Annotated in this window: 14 protein-coding genes; 3 read left to right on the top strand and 11 right to left on the bottom strand. The window is 72.3% G+C overall.

Going from position 1 to position 16,053, the window contains the following annotated elements; translation table 11 throughout:
- Positions 1 to 35: 35 nt before the first annotated feature.
- The 5 genes from JW613_RS31885 to JW613_RS31865 all read right to left on the bottom strand — a co-directional run bounded on the left by JW613_RS31885 (position 36) and on the right by JW613_RS31865 (position 4,515).
- Positions 36 to 1,589, bottom strand: coding sequence for an ABC transporter substrate-binding protein (locus JW613_RS31885; protein ID WP_209214341.1), 1,554 nt, complete (start codon positions 1,587 to 1,589; stop codon positions 36 to 38).
- Between the two features lie 27 nt (positions 1,590 to 1,616).
- Entirely contained in the window at positions 1,617 to 2,204 is a 588-nt protein-coding gene (locus JW613_RS31880; protein ID WP_209214340.1) for a GNAT family N-acetyltransferase, read from the bottom strand.
- A gap of 155 nt (positions 2,205 to 2,359) precedes the next feature.
- Positions 2,360 to 2,914: a 2-C-methyl-D-erythritol 2,4-cyclodiphosphate synthase gene (gene ispF, locus JW613_RS31875; protein ID WP_245226620.1), complete on the bottom strand. Its 555-nt coding sequence runs from the start codon at positions 2,912 to 2,914 to the stop codon at positions 2,360 to 2,362.
- Positions 2,904 to 3,683 (bottom strand): 2-C-methyl-D-erythritol 4-phosphate cytidylyltransferase, encoded by a 780-nt coding sequence (ispD, locus tag JW613_RS31870; protein ID WP_209214339.1) that lies wholly within the window; start codon positions 3,681 to 3,683, stop codon positions 2,904 to 2,906. The genes ispF and ispD overlap by 11 nt, the downstream gene beginning before the upstream one ends.
- A gap of 349 nt (positions 3,684 to 4,032) precedes the next feature.
- On the bottom strand, positions 4,033 to 4,515 hold the full coding sequence (locus tag JW613_RS31865; protein WP_016472332.1) for a CarD family transcriptional regulator: 483 nt from the start codon (positions 4,513 to 4,515) through the stop codon (positions 4,033 to 4,035).
- A 756-nt stretch (positions 4,516 to 5,271) separates the two neighbouring features.
- Here JW613_RS31865 and JW613_RS31860 point away from each other — a divergent pair.
- Entirely contained in the window at positions 5,272 to 5,946 is a 675-nt protein-coding gene (locus JW613_RS31860) for a copper chaperone PCu(A)C domain-containing protein (protein ID WP_209214338.1), read from the top strand.
- Between the two features lie 244 nt (positions 5,947 to 6,190).
- Here the strand turns inward: JW613_RS31860 and phoP are convergent, their stop codons facing one another.
- Positions 6,191 to 6,871: a two-component system response regulator PhoP gene (phoP, locus tag JW613_RS31855; RefSeq protein WP_099882326.1), complete on the bottom strand. Its 681-nt coding sequence runs from the start codon at positions 6,869 to 6,871 to the stop codon at positions 6,191 to 6,193.
- Positions 6,868 to 8,169 carry a two-component system sensor histidine kinase PhoR gene (gene phoR, locus JW613_RS31850; protein ID WP_099882328.1) on the bottom strand — a complete coding sequence of 434 codons (1,302 nt, stop codon included), beginning with the start codon at positions 8,167 to 8,169 and terminating at the stop codon, positions 6,868 to 6,870. Before phoR ends, phoP begins: the two co-directional genes overlap by 4 nt.
- 255 nt (positions 8,170 to 8,424) lie before the next feature.
- On the opposite strand from phoR, the gene phoU reads away from it, so the two are divergent.
- The gene (gene phoU / locus JW613_RS31845; protein ID WP_245226619.1) at positions 8,425 to 9,189 is read left to right on the top strand and encodes a phosphate signaling complex protein PhoU; all 765 of its coding nucleotides are present in this window, start codon (positions 8,425 to 8,427) and stop codon (positions 9,187 to 9,189) included.
- A 424-nt stretch (positions 9,190 to 9,613) separates the two neighbouring features.
- Here phoU and JW613_RS31840 read toward each other — a convergent pair whose 3' ends face one another.
- From JW613_RS31840 to JW613_RS31830, 3 genes are all read right to left on the bottom strand, one after another.
- Positions 9,614 to 10,984 carry a sensor histidine kinase gene (locus JW613_RS31840; RefSeq protein ID WP_209214337.1) on the bottom strand — a complete coding sequence of 457 codons (1,371 nt, stop codon included), beginning with the start codon at positions 10,982 to 10,984 and terminating at the stop codon, positions 9,614 to 9,616.
- A 123-nt stretch (positions 10,985 to 11,107) separates the two neighbouring features.
- Positions 11,108 to 11,467, bottom strand: coding sequence for a cupin domain-containing protein (locus tag JW613_RS31835; RefSeq protein WP_209214336.1), 360 nt, complete (start codon positions 11,465 to 11,467; stop codon positions 11,108 to 11,110).
- 155 nt (positions 11,468 to 11,622) lie between these two features.
- Positions 11,623 to 12,384 carry a phosphoglyceromutase gene (locus tag JW613_RS31830; protein ID WP_209214335.1) on the bottom strand — a complete coding sequence of 254 codons (762 nt, stop codon included), beginning with the start codon at positions 12,382 to 12,384 and terminating at the stop codon, positions 11,623 to 11,625.
- Positions 12,385 to 12,510: 126 nt separating this feature from the next.
- Between JW613_RS31830 and JW613_RS31825 the strand changes: the two genes are divergently transcribed.
- Positions 12,511 to 13,986 carry an MFS transporter gene (locus JW613_RS31825; RefSeq protein ID WP_209214334.1) on the top strand — a complete coding sequence of 492 codons (1,476 nt, stop codon included), beginning with the start codon at positions 12,511 to 12,513 and terminating at the stop codon, positions 13,984 to 13,986.
- Here JW613_RS31825 and JW613_RS31820 read toward each other — a convergent pair.
- On the bottom strand, positions 13,948 to 16,047 hold the full coding sequence (locus JW613_RS31820) for a helix-turn-helix domain-containing protein (protein WP_245226618.1): 2,100 nt from the start codon (positions 16,045 to 16,047) through the stop codon (positions 13,948 to 13,950). The genes JW613_RS31825 and JW613_RS31820 overlap by 39 nt on opposite strands.
- Between the last annotated feature and the right edge of the window lie 6 nt (positions 16,048 to 16,053).

The following is a 16,053-nucleotide window of genomic DNA, read 5'->3' as shown; positions in this document are numbered from 1 at the left end:
TCCCGGCCGGAGGCTGGGGGAGGGCGGCGTTCCGCTCACTCGCGGTGGGTGTCGGCGGTGACCAGAGTGCGCTCCATCGGGTCGAGGGAGACGCCCTCGATGTCGTCGGCGACGCCCTGGATGAAGCGCTCGTGCAGCAGCGGCACCACGGCGTCGGTGCGCAGGATCTTCGCCTCGGCCGCCAGCTCGGCGCGCTGCCGCTCGGCCGTGGACCCGGTGCCCGCCGCCTTGTCGACGGCCTTGTCCACGGCTTTGTCGCACAGCTGCGACATGTTGAAGGAGCCCTTGCAGGTGAAGTCGGACTCCAGGTACGACACCGGGTCGCCGGTGTCCAGCAGGGTGTTGCGGGCCTGTACGAAGATGTCGTACTTGCCGGCGAGCGCGTCGGCCTCCATCCGCGCGTAGTCGCGTACGACCTGCTTGACCCGGAAGCCCGCCTGCTCGAACTGCTGCTGGAGGGCGGTGACGACCTCGGGCAGCTCGGGGCGGTTGGTGTAGGTGGCGAGCGTGAGGGTCGGCGCCTTCTTCACCTGCGCCTTGGTCGCGGGCTTCGCCCGGCCCTTGACGGGGACACGCAGTTCGTCGGCCCACTTCACGCCCGGCCCGAGCAGCCCCTCGGGCTCGTCCGCGTACCCCTCGTACACGCTCTTGATCAGCGCCTTGCTGTCGATGGCCGAACGGACCGCCGCCCGCAGACGCGGGTCCTGGAGCGGTCCGCGCCCGGTGTTCATGTAGAGGCTGTTGGTGCGGGCGGTGGGCACCGCCTCGATCTGACTCTGCTTCAGCACGGAGGCCTGCGAGACGGGGACGTACTCGGCGATGTCCGTGCTGCCCGACCGCAGCGCGTTGGCGCGGGTGGTGCCGTTCGCGGTGAACGTCACGTCCACCCCGGCGGCCTTCGCCTTGCCGCCCCAGTAGTCGTCGTTGCGCTCAAGTGTGGCGCTGACCGCCCCGTCGACCTCGGTGAGGGTGAACGGCCCGGTGGCGTGCCCGGCGACGGTCACCTTGCCGCCCTTGTCGGCGCCCTCGCCCCGGCCGTACGCCTCGGGGGAGAGCACGGCGAGAGAGGGGTTGGCCAGCCGCTGGGGCAGCAGCGTGTCCGGCTCGCCGCTGGTGACGGCGACCGTGTCCGCGTCCTTCGCCTTCGCCTTGAGCTCGCCCGCGTCGCTGAGCACCCGGGGCTCGGGCGAGGCCTTCGTGGCCTCCTCGATCGAGCGGACGACCGCGTCGGCCGTCACCTTCCGCCCGTCCTGGAAGCGGGCCTTGCGCAGCTGGAACGTCCAGGTGCGCCCGCCGTCGGAGGGCTTCCAGGAGGTCGCCAGCGCCGGCTCGGCCTCCCCGGAGGTGTCCAGCTTGGTCAGGCCTTCGATCACGGAGAGCCGGCTGAGCAGCACGGCGTCGTCCCCGTACGGGGACATCGACTGGGCGGGCGGGAACGCCATGGAGACCCGCAGCCGCTCGCCCGAGCCGCCACCGGAGCCCCCGCACGCGGTGAGGGTGAGCGCGCCCGTGGTCACGAGCGCGACGGCGGCCGGGGCGCTGCGGAAGCGGAAGGCGCCCGCGGGGCGGGCGCGGCGTATCTGGGGCATGACTCGGACTCTATCTGGAAGCGATTTTCAACAAACGGTCGCGGTCAGCGAGCCCGCCGACACGGCGGAGCGGGCCGCCGACAGCGCCGGGACCGGCAGCGAGAAGTGGACGATGCCCTGGCCGCCGCCCGGCAGTTCGCGCTCGTCGCAGACGACCGTCGCCATGGCCCGCCAGAACGGCTCGGCGCCGGGCACGGTGGGATCGGTGTGCAGATAGATCGCCTCGTAGCCGCCCGCTTCCGCCACGAAGGCCGACAGCTCCCGCACCATCGCACGGGCGATACCCAGCCGGCGGTGGGTCGAGCGCACATAGATCCTGCACAGCTGCGCCGTACTCCCGGAGGGGAACCGCTCGGCGACCCACGGCGGATTCGGCGGCGCCTGCGGCCCCTGGTCGCGGACCGCGCCCGTCGCGACGACCTCGCCGCTCGCCTCGTCGACGGCGACGAGGAGGGTGCGGCGCGGCGGGCGCAGATACGTGCCCTCGATATCGATGATGTCCCGGTGCCAGCGCGGCACGTAGCCGGACCGCAGATCGCCGTAGACGGTGTCGAGCATGACGCTGCGCGCGACCTCGACATCGGCGGGCGCGGCGGTACGCAGGAGGTAGGACATCGCCTCAACTGTAACTGCGAACGATGCGCAACTGGGAAGCGAGTGCAGCCCGGGCCCCATCGCCGTCCGGCGGAACGGCCGTCCGGCAGAACGGGAGGAGGCCCGGGCTCCTTCGCGTACAGCCCGGGCTCCTTCGCGTCCAGGCGGGCCCGCCGCTAACGGTGTGGGAGCACCAGAGCCGTGGCGACGGCCGCCAGCCCCTCGCCGCGACCGGTCAGACCGAGGCCGTCGGTGGTGGTGCCCGAGAGGGAGACCGGAGCGCCGACAGCGTCCGACAGCGCCTTCATGGCCTCCGCGCGCCGCTTGCCGACCTTGGGGCGGACACCGATCACCTGCACGGCCACATTGCCGATCTCGTACCCCGCCGCACGCACGATGCGAGCCGCCTCGGTGAGCAGCGCGACGCCCGAGGCGCCGGACCACTCGGGCCGGGCCGTGCCGAAGTGGGCGCCCAGGTCCCCGAGTCCGGCGGCGGAGAAGAGCGCGTCGCACGCCGCGTGCGCCGCCACGTCGCCGTCGGAGTGCCCGGCGAGTCCGTACCGCTCGCCCTCCCACAGCAGTCCACCGCACCACAACTCGCGCCCTTCCTCGAACGCGTGCACATCGGTGCCGATGCCGACCAGGGGCAGCGGCGGGGACGGGAGCGGGGGTGGGGCAGCGGCGGGCGGCTGATCGGCGGAGGAGGGGCGGTCGACGCCGTCAGAACGCATCGTGCGCCCTCCTCCTGGCCAGCACGGCCTCCGCGAGGACCAGGTCGAGCGGGCGGGTCACCTTGAACGCCTCCTCATGACCGGGGACGACGACCACCTCGACGCCGAGCCGCTCGACCATGCCCGCGTCGTCCGTGGCTCCCTCGCCCCGCGCCGCCAGCCGGGCGTGCGCCTCGGCGAGCACCTTGCGGGCGAACCCCTGCGGGGTCTGTACGGCACGCAGCCGGGCGCGGTCGGGGGTACCGGTGACCGGCTCGGGCTCCCCGTCGGCGCGGGGTTCCACCTGCTTGACGGTGTCCGTGACGGGCAGCGCCGGCACCACGGCGGGGGCACCCGCACGGACGGTCCGCGCGACGGCGTCCACCGTCTCGTCCGGGACGAGCGGACGCGCCGCGTCGTGCACGAGCACCGTCTCGACGGTGTCGGGGAGCGCCGCGAGACCGAGGCGCACGGAGTCCTGGCGGGTCTCGCCGCCGGGTACGACGGCGACCTCGGGCAGTCCGTGCTCGTCCAGCAGCGTGCGGACGGCGGGTGCGCCGTCGGAGGGCGCGACCACGACGACGAGTTCGACGGCGCGCGCCCGCGCTGTGGCCCGAACGGCGTGCACCAGCATCGGTGTACCACCCAGCTCGCGCAGCGCCTTGGGCGCTCCGGGGCCGAGGCGTACGCCCTTGCCGGCGGCGGGGATGACGACGGCGGTGCGGGGTCCGGCGTCGCCGGAGGGTCGCCGGTCCCCGGATGGGGCGAAGTCTGTGGAATCGATTGACATCGGTAGCGCGTTCAGGGTTTGTGTCCTCAGCCGGGGTGGGTATGGCCTGGGGGTACCCCCGGCCATAGGTTGGGGGGAGTGCCGGGCGCAACCACTCGACCGAACCCTTCCGTGACCATCGGTCGAGCCGGCTGCCCTGGCCCGGCACGCATACCTGCACGACCCTGCACGACCGGACGGGCCCCCGCAACGATCGTCGGCATCGAGGACCGAGGATCACCGGGGGCCGGCAGGATCGCCGTAGCCGGCGCCGAAAGCCGGACATCCGGACATGCTGCCGAACATGCCGCAGCGCCCGGTGACGACTGATGTCATCCGGGCACCGCGGCATCGTGGGGCAGATCGAGTGTCAGGAAGCGAGAACCTCGTCGAGCAACGCCTCGGCCTTGTCCTCGTTCGTGTTCTCCGCCAGAGCCAGCTCGCTCACCAGGATCTGACGGGCCTTGGCCAGCATCCGCTTCTCACCGGCGGACAGGCCGCGTTCACGCTCACGGCGCCACAGGTCACGCACGACCTCGGCAACCTTGATCACGTCGCCGGACGCAAGCTTTTCGAGATTTGCCTTGTAGCGGCGGGACCAGTTGGTCGGCTCCTCGGCATACGGCGCGCGGAGCACCTCGAAGACCCTGTCCAGCCCGTCCGAACCAACGACGTCGCGCACGCCTACGAACTCCGCATTGTCCGCGGGTACACGAACGGTCAAATCGCCCTGCGCGACCTTCAGAACCAAGTAGGTCTTGTCCACGCCTTTGATCTGGCGAGTTTCGATAGCCTCGATCAGCGCGGCCCCGTGATGGGGATAGACCACGGTGTCGCCAACCTTGAACGTCATGTGTCAGGTACCCCTTCCGTGGCTATCCAGGGTAACACGGGAACGACGTCTTCTGAATGGCGTTTTCGCAGGTCAGGGCACATCTCGGGGCTTGACAAGCGGCCCTCTATCGTGCATCGACCAGCCAATGCAAGCGGGTATTCGCAGGTGAGAGCGGTTCTGCCCACCCCTGGAAACACCACGAGGGCGCCCCCGGAAGAGGGTTACGACACGTCCGCTTTGACCGATTTGTCTGATCGTAGGGAGTGGCGTCTTCACCACACCTTCCCGCTTTCCCAAGAATTGATCAATGGCCGCACAAGAGGCTGTTGATCAATTCTTCATCAACCTCTCGCATTCCCGTGGAATCGCTCGTACGGAGGTCACCCGTGCTCCGGCCGACGCTATTCGACGGCGTACGGGCGCACGGACACGCAGACGGGCCGACAGGCAGAGGAGCCGACAGGCCGACAGCCAGACGGGCAGACGGGCAGACGGGCAGACTCGCGTCGGCGCCCGCCGGCAGGGGGACGGGCAAGGACGACAGCCACCACCGGCCCGACCTGGGCCGGTCCCGGTCGGCGGTCCCGGTCGGCGGTCCCGGTCGGCGGTCCGGGTCGGAGGGTCGGGTCGGCGGTCCGGGTCGGAGGGTCGGGTGCGGGGCGTCCACAGGCTGTCGGTAACCTGAGCGCGCACGCGAAAGCCCATCCGTACTGCGACCGGCACGCGCCTGAGGAGCGTGCCGCCGCCATAGCTCGCCTAGGAGTTGCCGCCGCCGTGAGCAGCAGCCTTCGTCGCGGCACCCTCGCCGCCACCACCCTCGCGCTCGCCGCCGTCTCGCTGACCGCCTGCGGCGCCGGGAACGACGCGCAGACTCTGGAGATCAAGCCCGACAACGCGGCGACGCACGTCGGGGTCATCGAGATCCAGAACGCCAACGTCGTCACCGGAACCACGGGTTCCGACGAGGCGACCGTCACCGCGCGGATCTTCAACGACGGCGAGAAGGATCAGATCCTCAAGGGCATCCGCACCAAGGGCGCCCGCGCCGAACTGAGCCCCGCGAAGGGCGAGAAGAAGCTGGTCGTACCGGCCGGCGGCTCACTGGCGCTGGGCGGCAAGGGCAAGGCCTCCGCGGTGTTCGCAAACGCGGAGAAGACGGGCATCAAGGACGGCAACGCGCAGCCGCTCACCTTCGACCTCAGCCGCACCGGCGCGGTCAAGCTGCGTGCGACGGTCGTCCCGGCCAAGGGCGCCTACGAGACGGTCGGCCCCAGCTCGTCGCCCTCGCCGTCCCGCCGGGCTCCTGAGCCGGGTGCCTCCAGCACTGCCTCGCCCTCCGGGGCGCCCTCCGGCTCGCCCTCGACCTCCGAGTCCGAGAAGCCGGGCGAGGCCGACTCGTCCTCGCCGGCCGGCACGCCGGGCGCCCAGGAGGAGCACGCCGGGCACTGAGTCGCCCCGAAGGGGCGCGGGGAACTGCTCCCCCAGCCTCCGGCCGGGAGGTACCCCCAGCGACCCACGGCCGGTCGCACCCGGGACTCCGCACCAGGCCCTACGGCGAGAGGCCGCCTCCCCCGCGGGGGGGTGCGGCCTCTCGCCGTAGGGGCTAGGGTGCTGGGCCCGGTGCGGGCACGTTGTGGTTGCTCGCGCAGTTCCCCGCGCCCCTTACGGGGCGCGCCGCCCCCTCAAGCGCGGTTTACGGCTCGAACTTGTAGCCGAGCCCCCGGACCGTCACCAGATAGCGCGGGGCACCCGGGTCGGGCTCGATCTTGGCGCGGAGCCGCTTGACGTGCACGTCGAGGGTCTTGGTGTCGCCGACGTAGTCCGCGCCCCAGACCCGGTCGATCAGCTGCATCCGGGTCAGCACCCGGCCGGCGTTGCGCAGCAGCATCTCCAGCAGGTCGAACTCCTTGAGCGGCAGGTCGACCTTGCCGCCGCCGACCGTGACCACGTGCCGGTCCACGTCCATCCGGACCGGACCCGCCTCCAGCGCCGCGGGCACGACCTCCTCCGGCTCGCCGCGGCGGCGCAGCACGGCGCGGACCCGGGCGACCAGTTCCCGGGAGGAGAACGGCTTGGTGACGTAGTCGTCGGCGCCTATCTCCAGGCCGACAACCTTGTCGATCTCGCTGTCCTTGGCCGTCACCATGATCACTGGGACGTTGGAGCGGCCGCGCAGCTGGCGGCAGACCTCCGTGCCGGGCAGTCCCGGCAGCATCAGATCGAGCAGCACCAGATCGGCGCCGTTGCGTTCGAACTCGTCGAGCCCCTCGGGACCCGTGGCCGCCACGGCGACCTCGAAGCCTTCCTTACGGAGCATGTACGACAGTGCGTCGCTGAACGATTCCTCGTCCTCGACGACGAGCACTCGGGTCACGGGAGGACCTCCGGGGCGGAAAGTTGTTCATCAGCCTGATCGACATACGGCCGCTCTTCCTCGTCGAAGGCGGCCGGTTCCTGCAGTGCGCCGGACAGGCCGTTCCGGCCGAGCCGGTCGGCCTTGTCGGACGCGGCCTGCTCCCGCGCGCTGCCCGCCTCGGGCAGCCGCAGGGTGAAGGTGGAGCCCTGTCCCTCGGCGCTCCATACGGTGACCTCCCCGCCGTGCGAGGCGGCCACGTGCTTGACGATGGACAAACCCAGCCCGGTGCCTCCGGTGGCCCGGGATCTGGCCGGATCGACGCGGTAGAACCGCTCGAAGATGCGTTCCTTGTCCCGGTCGGAGATGCCGATGCCCTGGTCGGTGACGGCGATCTCGATCAGATCGCCGCCCGGGGCCTGGGTGAGGCGTCCCGCGACCTTGACGCGGGTGCGGGCGGGTGAGTAGTTGACGGCGTTCTCCACGAGGTTGCCGAGGGCCGCGGCGAGCTGGCCGCGGTTGCCCCATACGTGCAGGCCCTCCGTGCCGCCCGCGAGAAGGGTGATCTGTTTGCTGTCGGCGCTCTGCCGGCTTCGCTCTATCGCCTCGTTCACCAGTTCGTCCACCCTGACCGACTCGGAGTCCTCCAGCGGGTCGTCGTTCTGCACCCGGGACAGGTCGATCAGCTCCTGGACGAGATTGGTCAGCCGAGTGGCCTCGTTCTGCATCCGGCCGGCGAAGCGTTCCACCGCCTCCGGGTCCTCGGAGGCGTCCAGCACCGCCTCCGAGAGGAGGGAGAGCGCGCCGACGGGGGTCTTGAGCTCATGGCTGACGTTGGCGACGAAGTCGCGCCGCACCGCCTCGATCCTGCGGGCCTCCGTCAGGTCCTCCACCAGCAGGAGCACCAGCCGGGAGCCGAGTGGGGCCACCCGCGCGGAAACCGCGAGGGCATCACCCCGCCCCGTACCGCGCCGGGGCAGGTCCAACTCGACCTGCCGTATCTCCCCGTCCCGCCTGGTGTCCCTGGCCATCTGCAGCATAGGCTCCACGGCGAGCTTGCCGCCGCGCACCAGACCCAGCGCGTAGGCGGCGGAGCTGGCCTTGACGACGGCATCGCTCTCGTCCAGCACCACGGCTGAGGAGCGGAGCACCGACAGGACGGTGTCGACGCCCGGGGGCAGCCCCGGCTCGGTGTGCAGGGAGGTGCGGGTGGGGCGGGCCTGCTCCCGCTCGCTCCACCGGAACGCCAGCATCGCGATCACGCCGGTGCACACACCGGCGATCGCTGCTGCCGCGGCGACCGCCGCATTAACGTCCATACAGCCAGGTTATGCGCCTCTTACGACAGTGCCCCAGTCCTGGAGGGGGCGACCGAAAGAGCTGTCGCCCAGTGTTAACCCTCAAGGCGCCTTCGGTTCACCGTGGGGGGCGGAACCGGTCGCATTTCGGGCGCACCGTGGGATCGTAGGGGCCCGAGCGCCCCCCACCAGCACGACCGGGGCCGCAGCGCCCCAGCAGAAACGATTGGGGCCGTGCGCCTCACGAGAACAATCCATGCGTAGGGAAGGACAGCCATGCGGGACGCGTACCACGAGGAGCTGGACTCGATCGGGGACAGCCTGGTCGAGATGGCCAGGCTCGTCGGCTCCGCGATCGGGCGCGCCACCACGGCGATGCTGGACGCGGACCTCAAGCTCGCCGAGAGTGTCATCGCCGCCGACGAGAAGGTCGACGACCTCCAGCGGGACCTGGAGACCCGGGCGATACAGCTGCTGGCCCGGCAACAGCCGGTCGCCACCGATCTGCGGATCGTCGTCACCTCGCTGAGGATGAGCGCCGACCTGGAGCGCTCCGGTGACCTGGCGCAGCATGTGGCGAAGGTCGCCAGGCTGCGCTTCCCCGAGTCCGCCGTCCCCCAGGACCTGCAGGCGACGCTGCTGGAGATGGGGCAGCTGGCACAGCGGCTGATGGCGAAGGCCGCCGAGGTCATCATCACCAAGGACGTCGACCTGGCGATGCAGCTGGAGCAGGACGACGACGCCATGGACCTGCTGCACCGCACCCTCTTCCAGCACCTGATGGACGACCGCTGGAAGCACGGCATCGAGACCGCCGTGGACGTCACCCTGCTGGGCCGCTACTACGAGCGGTTCGCCGACCACGCCGTGTCCGTGGCCCGCCGGGTCGTCTACCTGGTGACCGGCGACTACGCGGACGAGATCGACCCCGCGCTGGCGGCCGCCACCGGCGGTGCCGAGAGCGGCGGGGGCAGCGGGGCGGGCGGCTCCGACGCGACCGCCTCCTCGGACGAGGCAGCCGCGTCCGGCGAGAACCACTGATCAGGCACGTGCGCGGGACGGTGCGGAGCCGTTCCCGCGCACGTTGCCGGTGGTCGGCCACGCGTGCAACCGCGCGCCCTTGATGCGCCGGTGCCTGTCCGGCGTGCAATGGGACTGTGTCATGTCCTGTCCATGACTGTCCCTGCCGAGGAGGGCACGATGGCCGACTCCCCCGAATCGCCCCGGACCACGGCCGAGCAGCCGCCGACCACACCTTCGGACGCCCGGCACCTGCCTCTGGTGGGAGCCTGCGGATGCGGCCCCGGCTGCGGATGCGGCTGCCAGTCGGGCGGACCCTGCAGCTGCGGGGGCTCCTGCGGCTGACCGCGGGAAGTCCTGAGGGAGCACGAGGCGGGGCCCTGACCGGTTCGACGGGTCAGGGCCCCGCCTCGCGCGCCCTCCCAGACCCTCTCGCGCCCCCGCGCTACGGCCCCGCCTCGTACCCCGTCTCCGGCGGCGGCCACGGCAACCGGGCCAGCAGCGTGAACCTGCCGTTCTCCGGACCGTAGGCGAGGGTGCCGCCCTCGATCTCCAGCCGCTCCCGCAGCCCCGTCAGCCCGGCACCGGCACCAGGGATCACCGCTTCGCCGCGCCTCGGCTCGCGCGCGCCGGGCAGCGGATTGCTGACCCGCACCGTCAGCTCCTCCCCCACGGTGCCCGCCACCCGCACCTGGACCGGGCTGCCGGGTGCGTGCTTGCGCGCGTTGGTGAGCCCCTCCTGAACCGCCCGGTAGGCCGTGCGCTGCAACTGGGGGCGCAGCGGCCAGCCGCCCTCGCCGTCGACCCGCTCGGGCAGCTCCTGGTCGAAGCGGACGGTCTGACCCGCGGCACGCGCCTCGTCGACCAGCTCACCGAGCCGGGTCAGATCCGGCTGCGGCCGCGCACCGTCGGAGGTTCCGACCGCCCCGCTGCCGCCGGGCTCGCCCGGGCGCCCACCGGGGCAGGGGGCTTCCTCCTTCTCGTCCTCGCGCAGGACGTGCAGCACATCGCGCAGCTCCTCCAGCGCCTGATGCGCGTTGTCGCGGATGACGGTGGCGCTCTCGGCGATCTCCGAGTCGTCCAACGCCGCGCCCTCGCCCGCCGCCGTGCGCCGCGTGCGGTAGGCGAGCGCGCCCGCGTGCACGGACAGCAGCGAAACGCGGTGCGCGAGCACATCGTGCATCTCCCGGGCGATCGCCCGCCGCTCGGCCCGCCGCACGTCCGCCAGCCGCCGCTCATGGTCCGCCTGCGCGCGCACCGCGTCCTCCCGCAGCTTGAGCACCAGCTGCCGCCGGGCCCGGGTGGCGCTGCCCCAGGTGAAGAAGAGCAGGTAGAAGATGAGCACGAAGACGGCAACCGTCCAGCGCTCCTCGTGCGGCACCCCGTAGAACAGGACGTAGGGGAGCGTGGCCGCCAGATGCAGCAGCAGCACCAGCGCGGCCGCTCGCGGCGGGATGCGCAGCGCCAGATTGAAGATGATGACGGCCAGCGCCCCGACGACGGTGTCCGTCAGCGCGGCGGCCGGCACCGCCGCCAGCGCCACCCCCAGCGGCCAGCGCCGCCGCAGCCACAGCGACAGGCAGGCGAGCGCCCCCAGCGGCGGGTCCAGTGCCACCAGCCACCCGGGCAGATACGTCTTGGACTCGACCTGCTCGAACAGCACCGCCCAGCACAGGACGGCCCAGGCGAACAGCAGCACATCGACGGCCCAGTCCCGCGCGCTGCGCCGCACCCGCTCCGGGCGCGGCGTGCCCCCGGCGGTCAGCTCCCCCGGCAGCAACCGCCGCGCCAGCGCCGAGGTGGGATGGGTGGTCATGTTCCGAGCGTATGCGCAAGGGCCGACATCGCCCCGCCGTCACCGAACCGCCGGACCGCTGTCCGCTGCCGCGCCGCCGGGCGTCGAGGCCCCAGGTCCCGGGGCTCCAAGCCCCTCGGGTCCTCAGCGTTTCGCGTAGCCCGCGTAGCCCTTCCAGTCGATCATGACGCAGGGCTCCTGCCCGACCACCCAGGCGTCGTGACCGGGCTGGGCGTCGATGACGTCTCCGGGACCGAACTCGGCCTCCTCGCCGTCGTCCATGACGACCTTCAGCCGCCCGGAGACGACATAGCCCGTGTGGGCCGCCTGGCAGCTCTCGGTCCCGGCGATCGGCTTGACGTGCTTGGACCACTGCCAGCCCGGCTGGAACGTCGCCCTGCCCAGCTCCCCACCCAGGTCGACGACTTCCAGGTGCCCGGTGCCCCCTTCGAAGGGCCGGACCTCATCAGGTGCTTCGAAGCTCTTGCGAACAAGTCCCGCCATCGCGCACTCTCCCTCGTCCCGCTCGACCCCCTCGTCCTTGTGGACGCCTTCGCCATCGTCCGGCGGGCACACGGTGATCGCATCCGGAGACCGGAAAGCCCCCTGCCCGGCGGGAGGACCGCAGGCAGGGGGCTCGATCGTGTCGGCTTGCTCGGTTACTTCTTCTTGCCCTGGTTCTTGACGGCCTCGATGGCGGCCTTGGCGGCCTCCGGGTCGAGGTAGGTGCCGCCCTTCTTGACCGGGTGGAAGTCGGCGTCCAGCTCATAGGTGAGCGGGATGCCGGTGGGGATGTTGAGACCGGCGATGTCCTCGTCGGAGATCCCGTCCAGGTGCTTGACCAGGGCGCGCAGGGAGTTGCCGTGCGCGGCGACCAGCACGGTGTGCCCGGCGATCAGGTCGGGGATGATGCCGTCGAACCAGTACGGCAGCATCCGCTCGACGACGTCCTTGAGGCACTCGGTGCGGGGCCGCAGCTCGCTGGGGACGCCCGCGTAGCGGGGGTCGTCGCTCTGCGAGAACTCGGCGCCGTCCTCCAGGGCGGGCGGCGGGGTGTCGTAGGAGCGGCGCCAGAGCATGAACTGCTCCTCGCCGAACTCGTCGCGGACCTGCGCCTTGTCCTTGCCCTGGAGCGCCCCGTAGTGGCGCTCGTTCAGCCGCCAGGAGCGGCGCACGGGGATCCACAGGCGGTCCGCGGCCTCCAGCGCCAGCTGCGCGGTGCGGATCGCGCGCTTCTGCACGGAGGTGTGCAGTACATCGGGGAGCAGGCCGGCGTCCTTGAGCAGCTCGCCGCCGCGGACCGCCTCCTTCTCGCCCTTCTCGGTGAGGTTGACGTCCACCCAGCCGGTGAACAGGTTCTTGGCGTTCCACTCGCTCTCGCCATGGCGGAGCAGAATCAGCTTGTACGGTGCGTCGGCCATACCCGAGAGCCTACGCGTCCCCCTGCGGAGCCTGGACGAGGTGGGGCCCCACCGCACAGCGGGACGGCGAAGTGTGGGGTGCCGCCACATGGGGGGCGGCGGCGGGTTTCCCTAGCGTGCGGCGGCATGGTCTCCCCTTCTTCGTCCCCGGAGTCGCCGGGGCGCGCTCCCGCCGCCGGTCCCGGCTCGCTGCGCCGGATCGTCGCGGCCAGCCTGGTCGGTACCACCATCGAGTGGTACGACTTCTTCCTCTACGGCTCGGCCGCCGCGCTCGTCTTCAACAAGCTGTTCTTCCCGGACTCCGATCCGCTCGTCGGCACGCTGCTGGCATTCCTCACCTACGCGGTGGGGTTCGCGGCCCGGCCCATCGGGGCCCTGGTCTTCGGTCACTACGGCGACCGCGTCGGCCGGAAGAAGCTGCTGGTCATCAGCTTGCTGCTGATGGGCGGTGCCACGTTCGCCATCGGGCTGCTGCCCACCCACGCGACGGTGGGGGCGTTCGCCCCCGTCCTGCTGACGGCGCTGCGGCTGGTGCAGGGCTTCGCGCTGGGCGGCGAGTGGGGCGGTGCGGTGCTGCTGGTCTCCGAGCACGGGGATCCGCGGCGGCGCGGCTTCTGGGCGTCCTGGCCGCAGACCGGGGCGCCAGCGGGTCAGCTGCTGGCGACCGGGGTGCTGGCGGCGCTGACGGCGCTGCTGTCGGACGGCGCGTTCGAGAGCTGGGGCTGGCGGGTGCCGTTCCTGCTCTCCGGGGTGCTGGTGCTGGTCGGTCTGTGGGTGCGGCTGGCCGTGGACGAGTCGCCGGTCTTCCAGGAGGCCCGCGCCCGTGCGGAGGCCCGCAAGGAGCAGGACCGCAAGGCCGGCGGGAGCGCCGTGGAGGAGCTGCCGCTGCTGGCCGTGCTGCGGCACCACTGGCGTGATGTGCTGGTGGCGATGGGAGCCCGGATGGCGGAGAACATCAGCTTCTACGTGCTGACGGCGTTCCTGCTGGTGTATCTCACCGACCATCTGGATCTGTCCAAGCAGACCGGGCTGAACGCGGTGCTGATCGCCTCCGCCGTGCACTTCGCGGTCATTCCGCTGTGGGGTGCCCTCTCGGACCGGGTGGGGCGGCGCCCCGTCTACTTCCTGGGCGCGGTCGGCGTCGGTGCGTGGATCTTCCCGTTCTTCGCGCTGCTGGACACCGGGGACTTCGGGTGGATCACGCTCGCGGTGACGGTCGGGCTGGTGCTGCACGGGGCGATGTACGCGCCGCAGGCGGCGTTCTTCTCCGAGCTGTTCGCCACCCGGATGCGGTACTCGGGTGCCTCGATCGGGGCGCAGTTCTCCTCGGTGGCGGCGGGCGCGCCCGCGCCGATGATCGCCACCGCGCTGCTGGCGGAGTACGACGGGTCGGCGATGGTGTCGGTGTATGTGATCGCCGCCGCGCTGCTGACCGTGGTGGCGCTGGCCTGCGCGGCGGAGACGCGGGAGCGGGATCTGGCGACGGTGGGCGAGCCGGCGGCGGCCGGGGAGCAGGGCGGCCGGGATGCGGCCCCCGCGCCCGGCGCGGGCGGATCGCCCGACTCAGCCGCCGAGGGCACCCGTCAGCCGGTGGAGCCGTAGCGCGAGCTGGATCTCCAGCGCTCGATGCGGTTCCTGCCAGTCGTCGCCCAGCAGCCGGCCCACCCGCTCCAGCCGCTGGGCGACGGTGTTGACGTGGACGTGCAGCATCTCCTTGGCCCGTACGGGGCTCGCACCGCTGGCGAAGTAGGCGTCCAGGGTGGCCACCAGTTCGGTCCCGCGCCGCTCGTCGTAGTCGAGTGCGGGGCCCAGGGTGCGGCGTACGAAGCCCGCCACGTCCCGCGCGTCGGTCAGCAGCAGCCCGAGGAAGCCCAGGTCCTCGGCGGCGGCGCCCTCGCCGCTGCGGCCGAGCAGGCTGAGCGCCTCCAGACAGCGGCGGGCCTCCGGGTAGGCGGCGGCGACGGAGCCGGGGCGGGCGGCGGGGGAGGGCACGGGCGCGGAGGCGCCGACGGTGACCGGTCCGCCGACCGCGCGGCCCAGCTCGGCGGCGACCTGGCGGGCGGTTCCGGAGACGGCTCCGTCCCCGCCGTCGACGGTCCGCCCGGAGCCCGGTCGCCTCAGGGGCAGCAGCAGGACGGGGCCGCCGTCGCGGGTCGCGGCCAGGCCGTGGCGGGTGGCGGCGAGGTGGGTGGCCGCCGACCAGAGGCGCTGCCGGTCCACCTCGTCGGGTGGCTGGGTGCCCTGCCCGGAGGGGTCCAGTCGCACGGCCAGCACGGTGTGCGGGAGGTCCAGGTCGGCGTTGACCCGGGCGGCGCGGTCGCGCAGCAGATGCGGGTCGCGGTGGGCGGCGTCCAGCAGGTCGTCCAACAGTTCGCCCCGTACCCGCTGTTCGGCCTCGCCCGCCGAGCGGCGGGCGAGTTGCAGCAGTGAGGTCACCATCGCGGCGCGCTCCAGGGTGCGCTGGTCGACGGGTGCCAGCTCGGCGTGCCCGTGCAGCAGCAGCGCGCCCAGCAGTTCGCCGCCCGCGGTGACGGCGGCCACCCAGGTGCCGTCCTCGCGTACGGCGTGTCCGTCGCGGCGCGAGCGTTCGATGGCCGACGTCCAGGCCGTGTCGGCCCGCTCCCCGTGCTCGGCGAACTCGGCGCGTTCGCCGAACTCGACGCGCCCGCCCAGCACCTCCGCCAGCGCCCGGGTCACATCGTCCACCCCGCCGCCGCGCAGCACCAGCTCCGTCAGCCGGTCGTGCACGTCGGAGGCGCGGCGGATGGTCTCGTTGACCGCCCGCAGTCCGGCCAGCGCCTGTGTCGTCTCGGACAGCAGCCGGGTGTTGTCTAGAGCGACGGCGGCGTGCGCGGCGAACGAGCGCAGCAGTGCGATCTGTTCGGGTTCGAAGACACGCTCCCGTCGGTCGGCCGCGTACAGCACGCCGATGACCTCCCGGCCGCCGAGCAGCAGCGGCACTCCGAGAATCGCGATCAGTCCCTCCTCGCCGACGCCGCTGTCGATGGCGTCGGTGTGCTGGAAGCGGGCGTCGCGGGGGTAGTTCTGGGTCGCGTAGGGGCGCGCGGTCTGCGCCACGAGCCCGCCCAGGCCTTCCCCCATGCCGAGCCGCAGCTGCTGGAAGCGGGCGGAGACCGAGCCCTCGGTGACCCGCATATAGGTGTCGCCGCGCTCCGGGTCGTTGAGCGTCATATAGGCGACCTCGGTGCTCAGCAGGCGGCGGGCCCGCTGCACGATGGCCTGCAGCACGTCGTCCAGGTCGCGGAGCCCGGCCAGGTCGTGCACCGTCTCGAACAGCGCCGTCAGCTCGGCTTCCCGCCGCCGCCTGGCTTCGAGTTCGGCGCGGATACGCAACGCCAGCTGCTTGCCGCGCTCGGCGGCGGAGACTCCGCCCCCGGCCCGCGCCCCGCTCCCGGCGCCGGGGTCGGCGCCAGGGCCGGTCCCGGAGTCGGCGCCGGGGAGCCGGGTGGCCGCGGACGCCACGGACGCCGCGGGCGCTGCGGACGCTGCGGGCGACGCCGGATCGCCGTACGCCGCCGGATCGTCGTACGCCTCGGCCGGGGCGCCGCGGGTGAGCAGTTCGAGGTAGCCGAGGCAGGTGGCCTCGGCATCGGGGGCGGCGGGCTCGGGGCCGTCCGCGCTGTTGTCGGTGGGGCTGCGCATGGCCAC

This window comes from Streptomyces smyrnaeus, from assembly GCF_017676345.1.
Classification (GTDB): domain Bacteria; phylum Actinomycetota; class Actinomycetes; order Streptomycetales; family Streptomycetaceae; genus Streptomyces; species Streptomyces smyrnaeus.
The sequence above is the reverse complement of the archived record's forward strand: the minus strand, read 5'-3'. Positions and strand labels throughout refer to the sequence as shown.

Bases quoted from the DNA above. Each gene is read 5' to 3' on its own strand.
- JW613_RS31885 (WP_209214341.1), bottom strand. From the start codon at position 1,589: ATGCCCCAGATACGCCGCGCCCGCCCCGCGGGCGCCTTCCGCTTCCGC.
- JW613_RS31880 (WP_209214340.1), bottom strand. From the start codon at position 2,204: ATGTCCTACCTCCTGCGTACCGCCGCGCCCGCCGATGTCGAGGTCGCG.
- ispF (WP_245226620.1), bottom strand. From the start codon at position 2,914: ATGCGTTCTGACGGCGTCGACCGCCCCTCCTCCGCCGATCAGCCGCCC.
- ispD (WP_209214339.1), bottom strand. From the start codon at position 3,683: ATGTCAATCGATTCCACAGACTTCGCCCCATCCGGGGACCGGCGACCC.
- JW613_RS31865 (WP_016472332.1), bottom strand. From the start codon at position 4,515: ATGACGTTCAAGGTTGGCGACACCGTGGTCTATCCCCATCACGGGGCC.
- phoR (WP_099882328.1), bottom strand. From the start codon at position 8,169: ATGGACGTTAATGCGGCGGTCGCCGCGGCAGCAGCGATCGCCGGTGTG.
- phoU (WP_245226619.1), top strand. From the start codon at position 8,425: ATGCGGGACGCGTACCACGAGGAGCTGGACTCGATCGGGGACAGCCTG.
- JW613_RS31840 (WP_209214337.1), bottom strand. From the start codon at position 10,984: ATGACCACCCATCCCACCTCGGCGCTGGCGCGGCGGTTGCTGCCGGGG.
- JW613_RS31835 (WP_209214336.1), bottom strand. From the start codon at position 11,467: ATGGCGGGACTTGTTCGCAAGAGCTTCGAAGCACCTGATGAGGTCCGG.
- JW613_RS31830 (WP_209214335.1), bottom strand. From the start codon at position 12,384: ATGGCCGACGCACCGTACAAGCTGATTCTGCTCCGCCATGGCGAGAGC.
- JW613_RS31825 (WP_209214334.1), top strand. From the start codon at position 12,511: ATGGTCTCCCCTTCTTCGTCCCCGGAGTCGCCGGGGCGCGCTCCCGCC.
- JW613_RS31820 (WP_245226618.1), bottom strand. From the start codon at position 16,047: ATGCGCAGCCCCACCGACAACAGCGCGGACGGCCCCGAGCCCGCCGCC.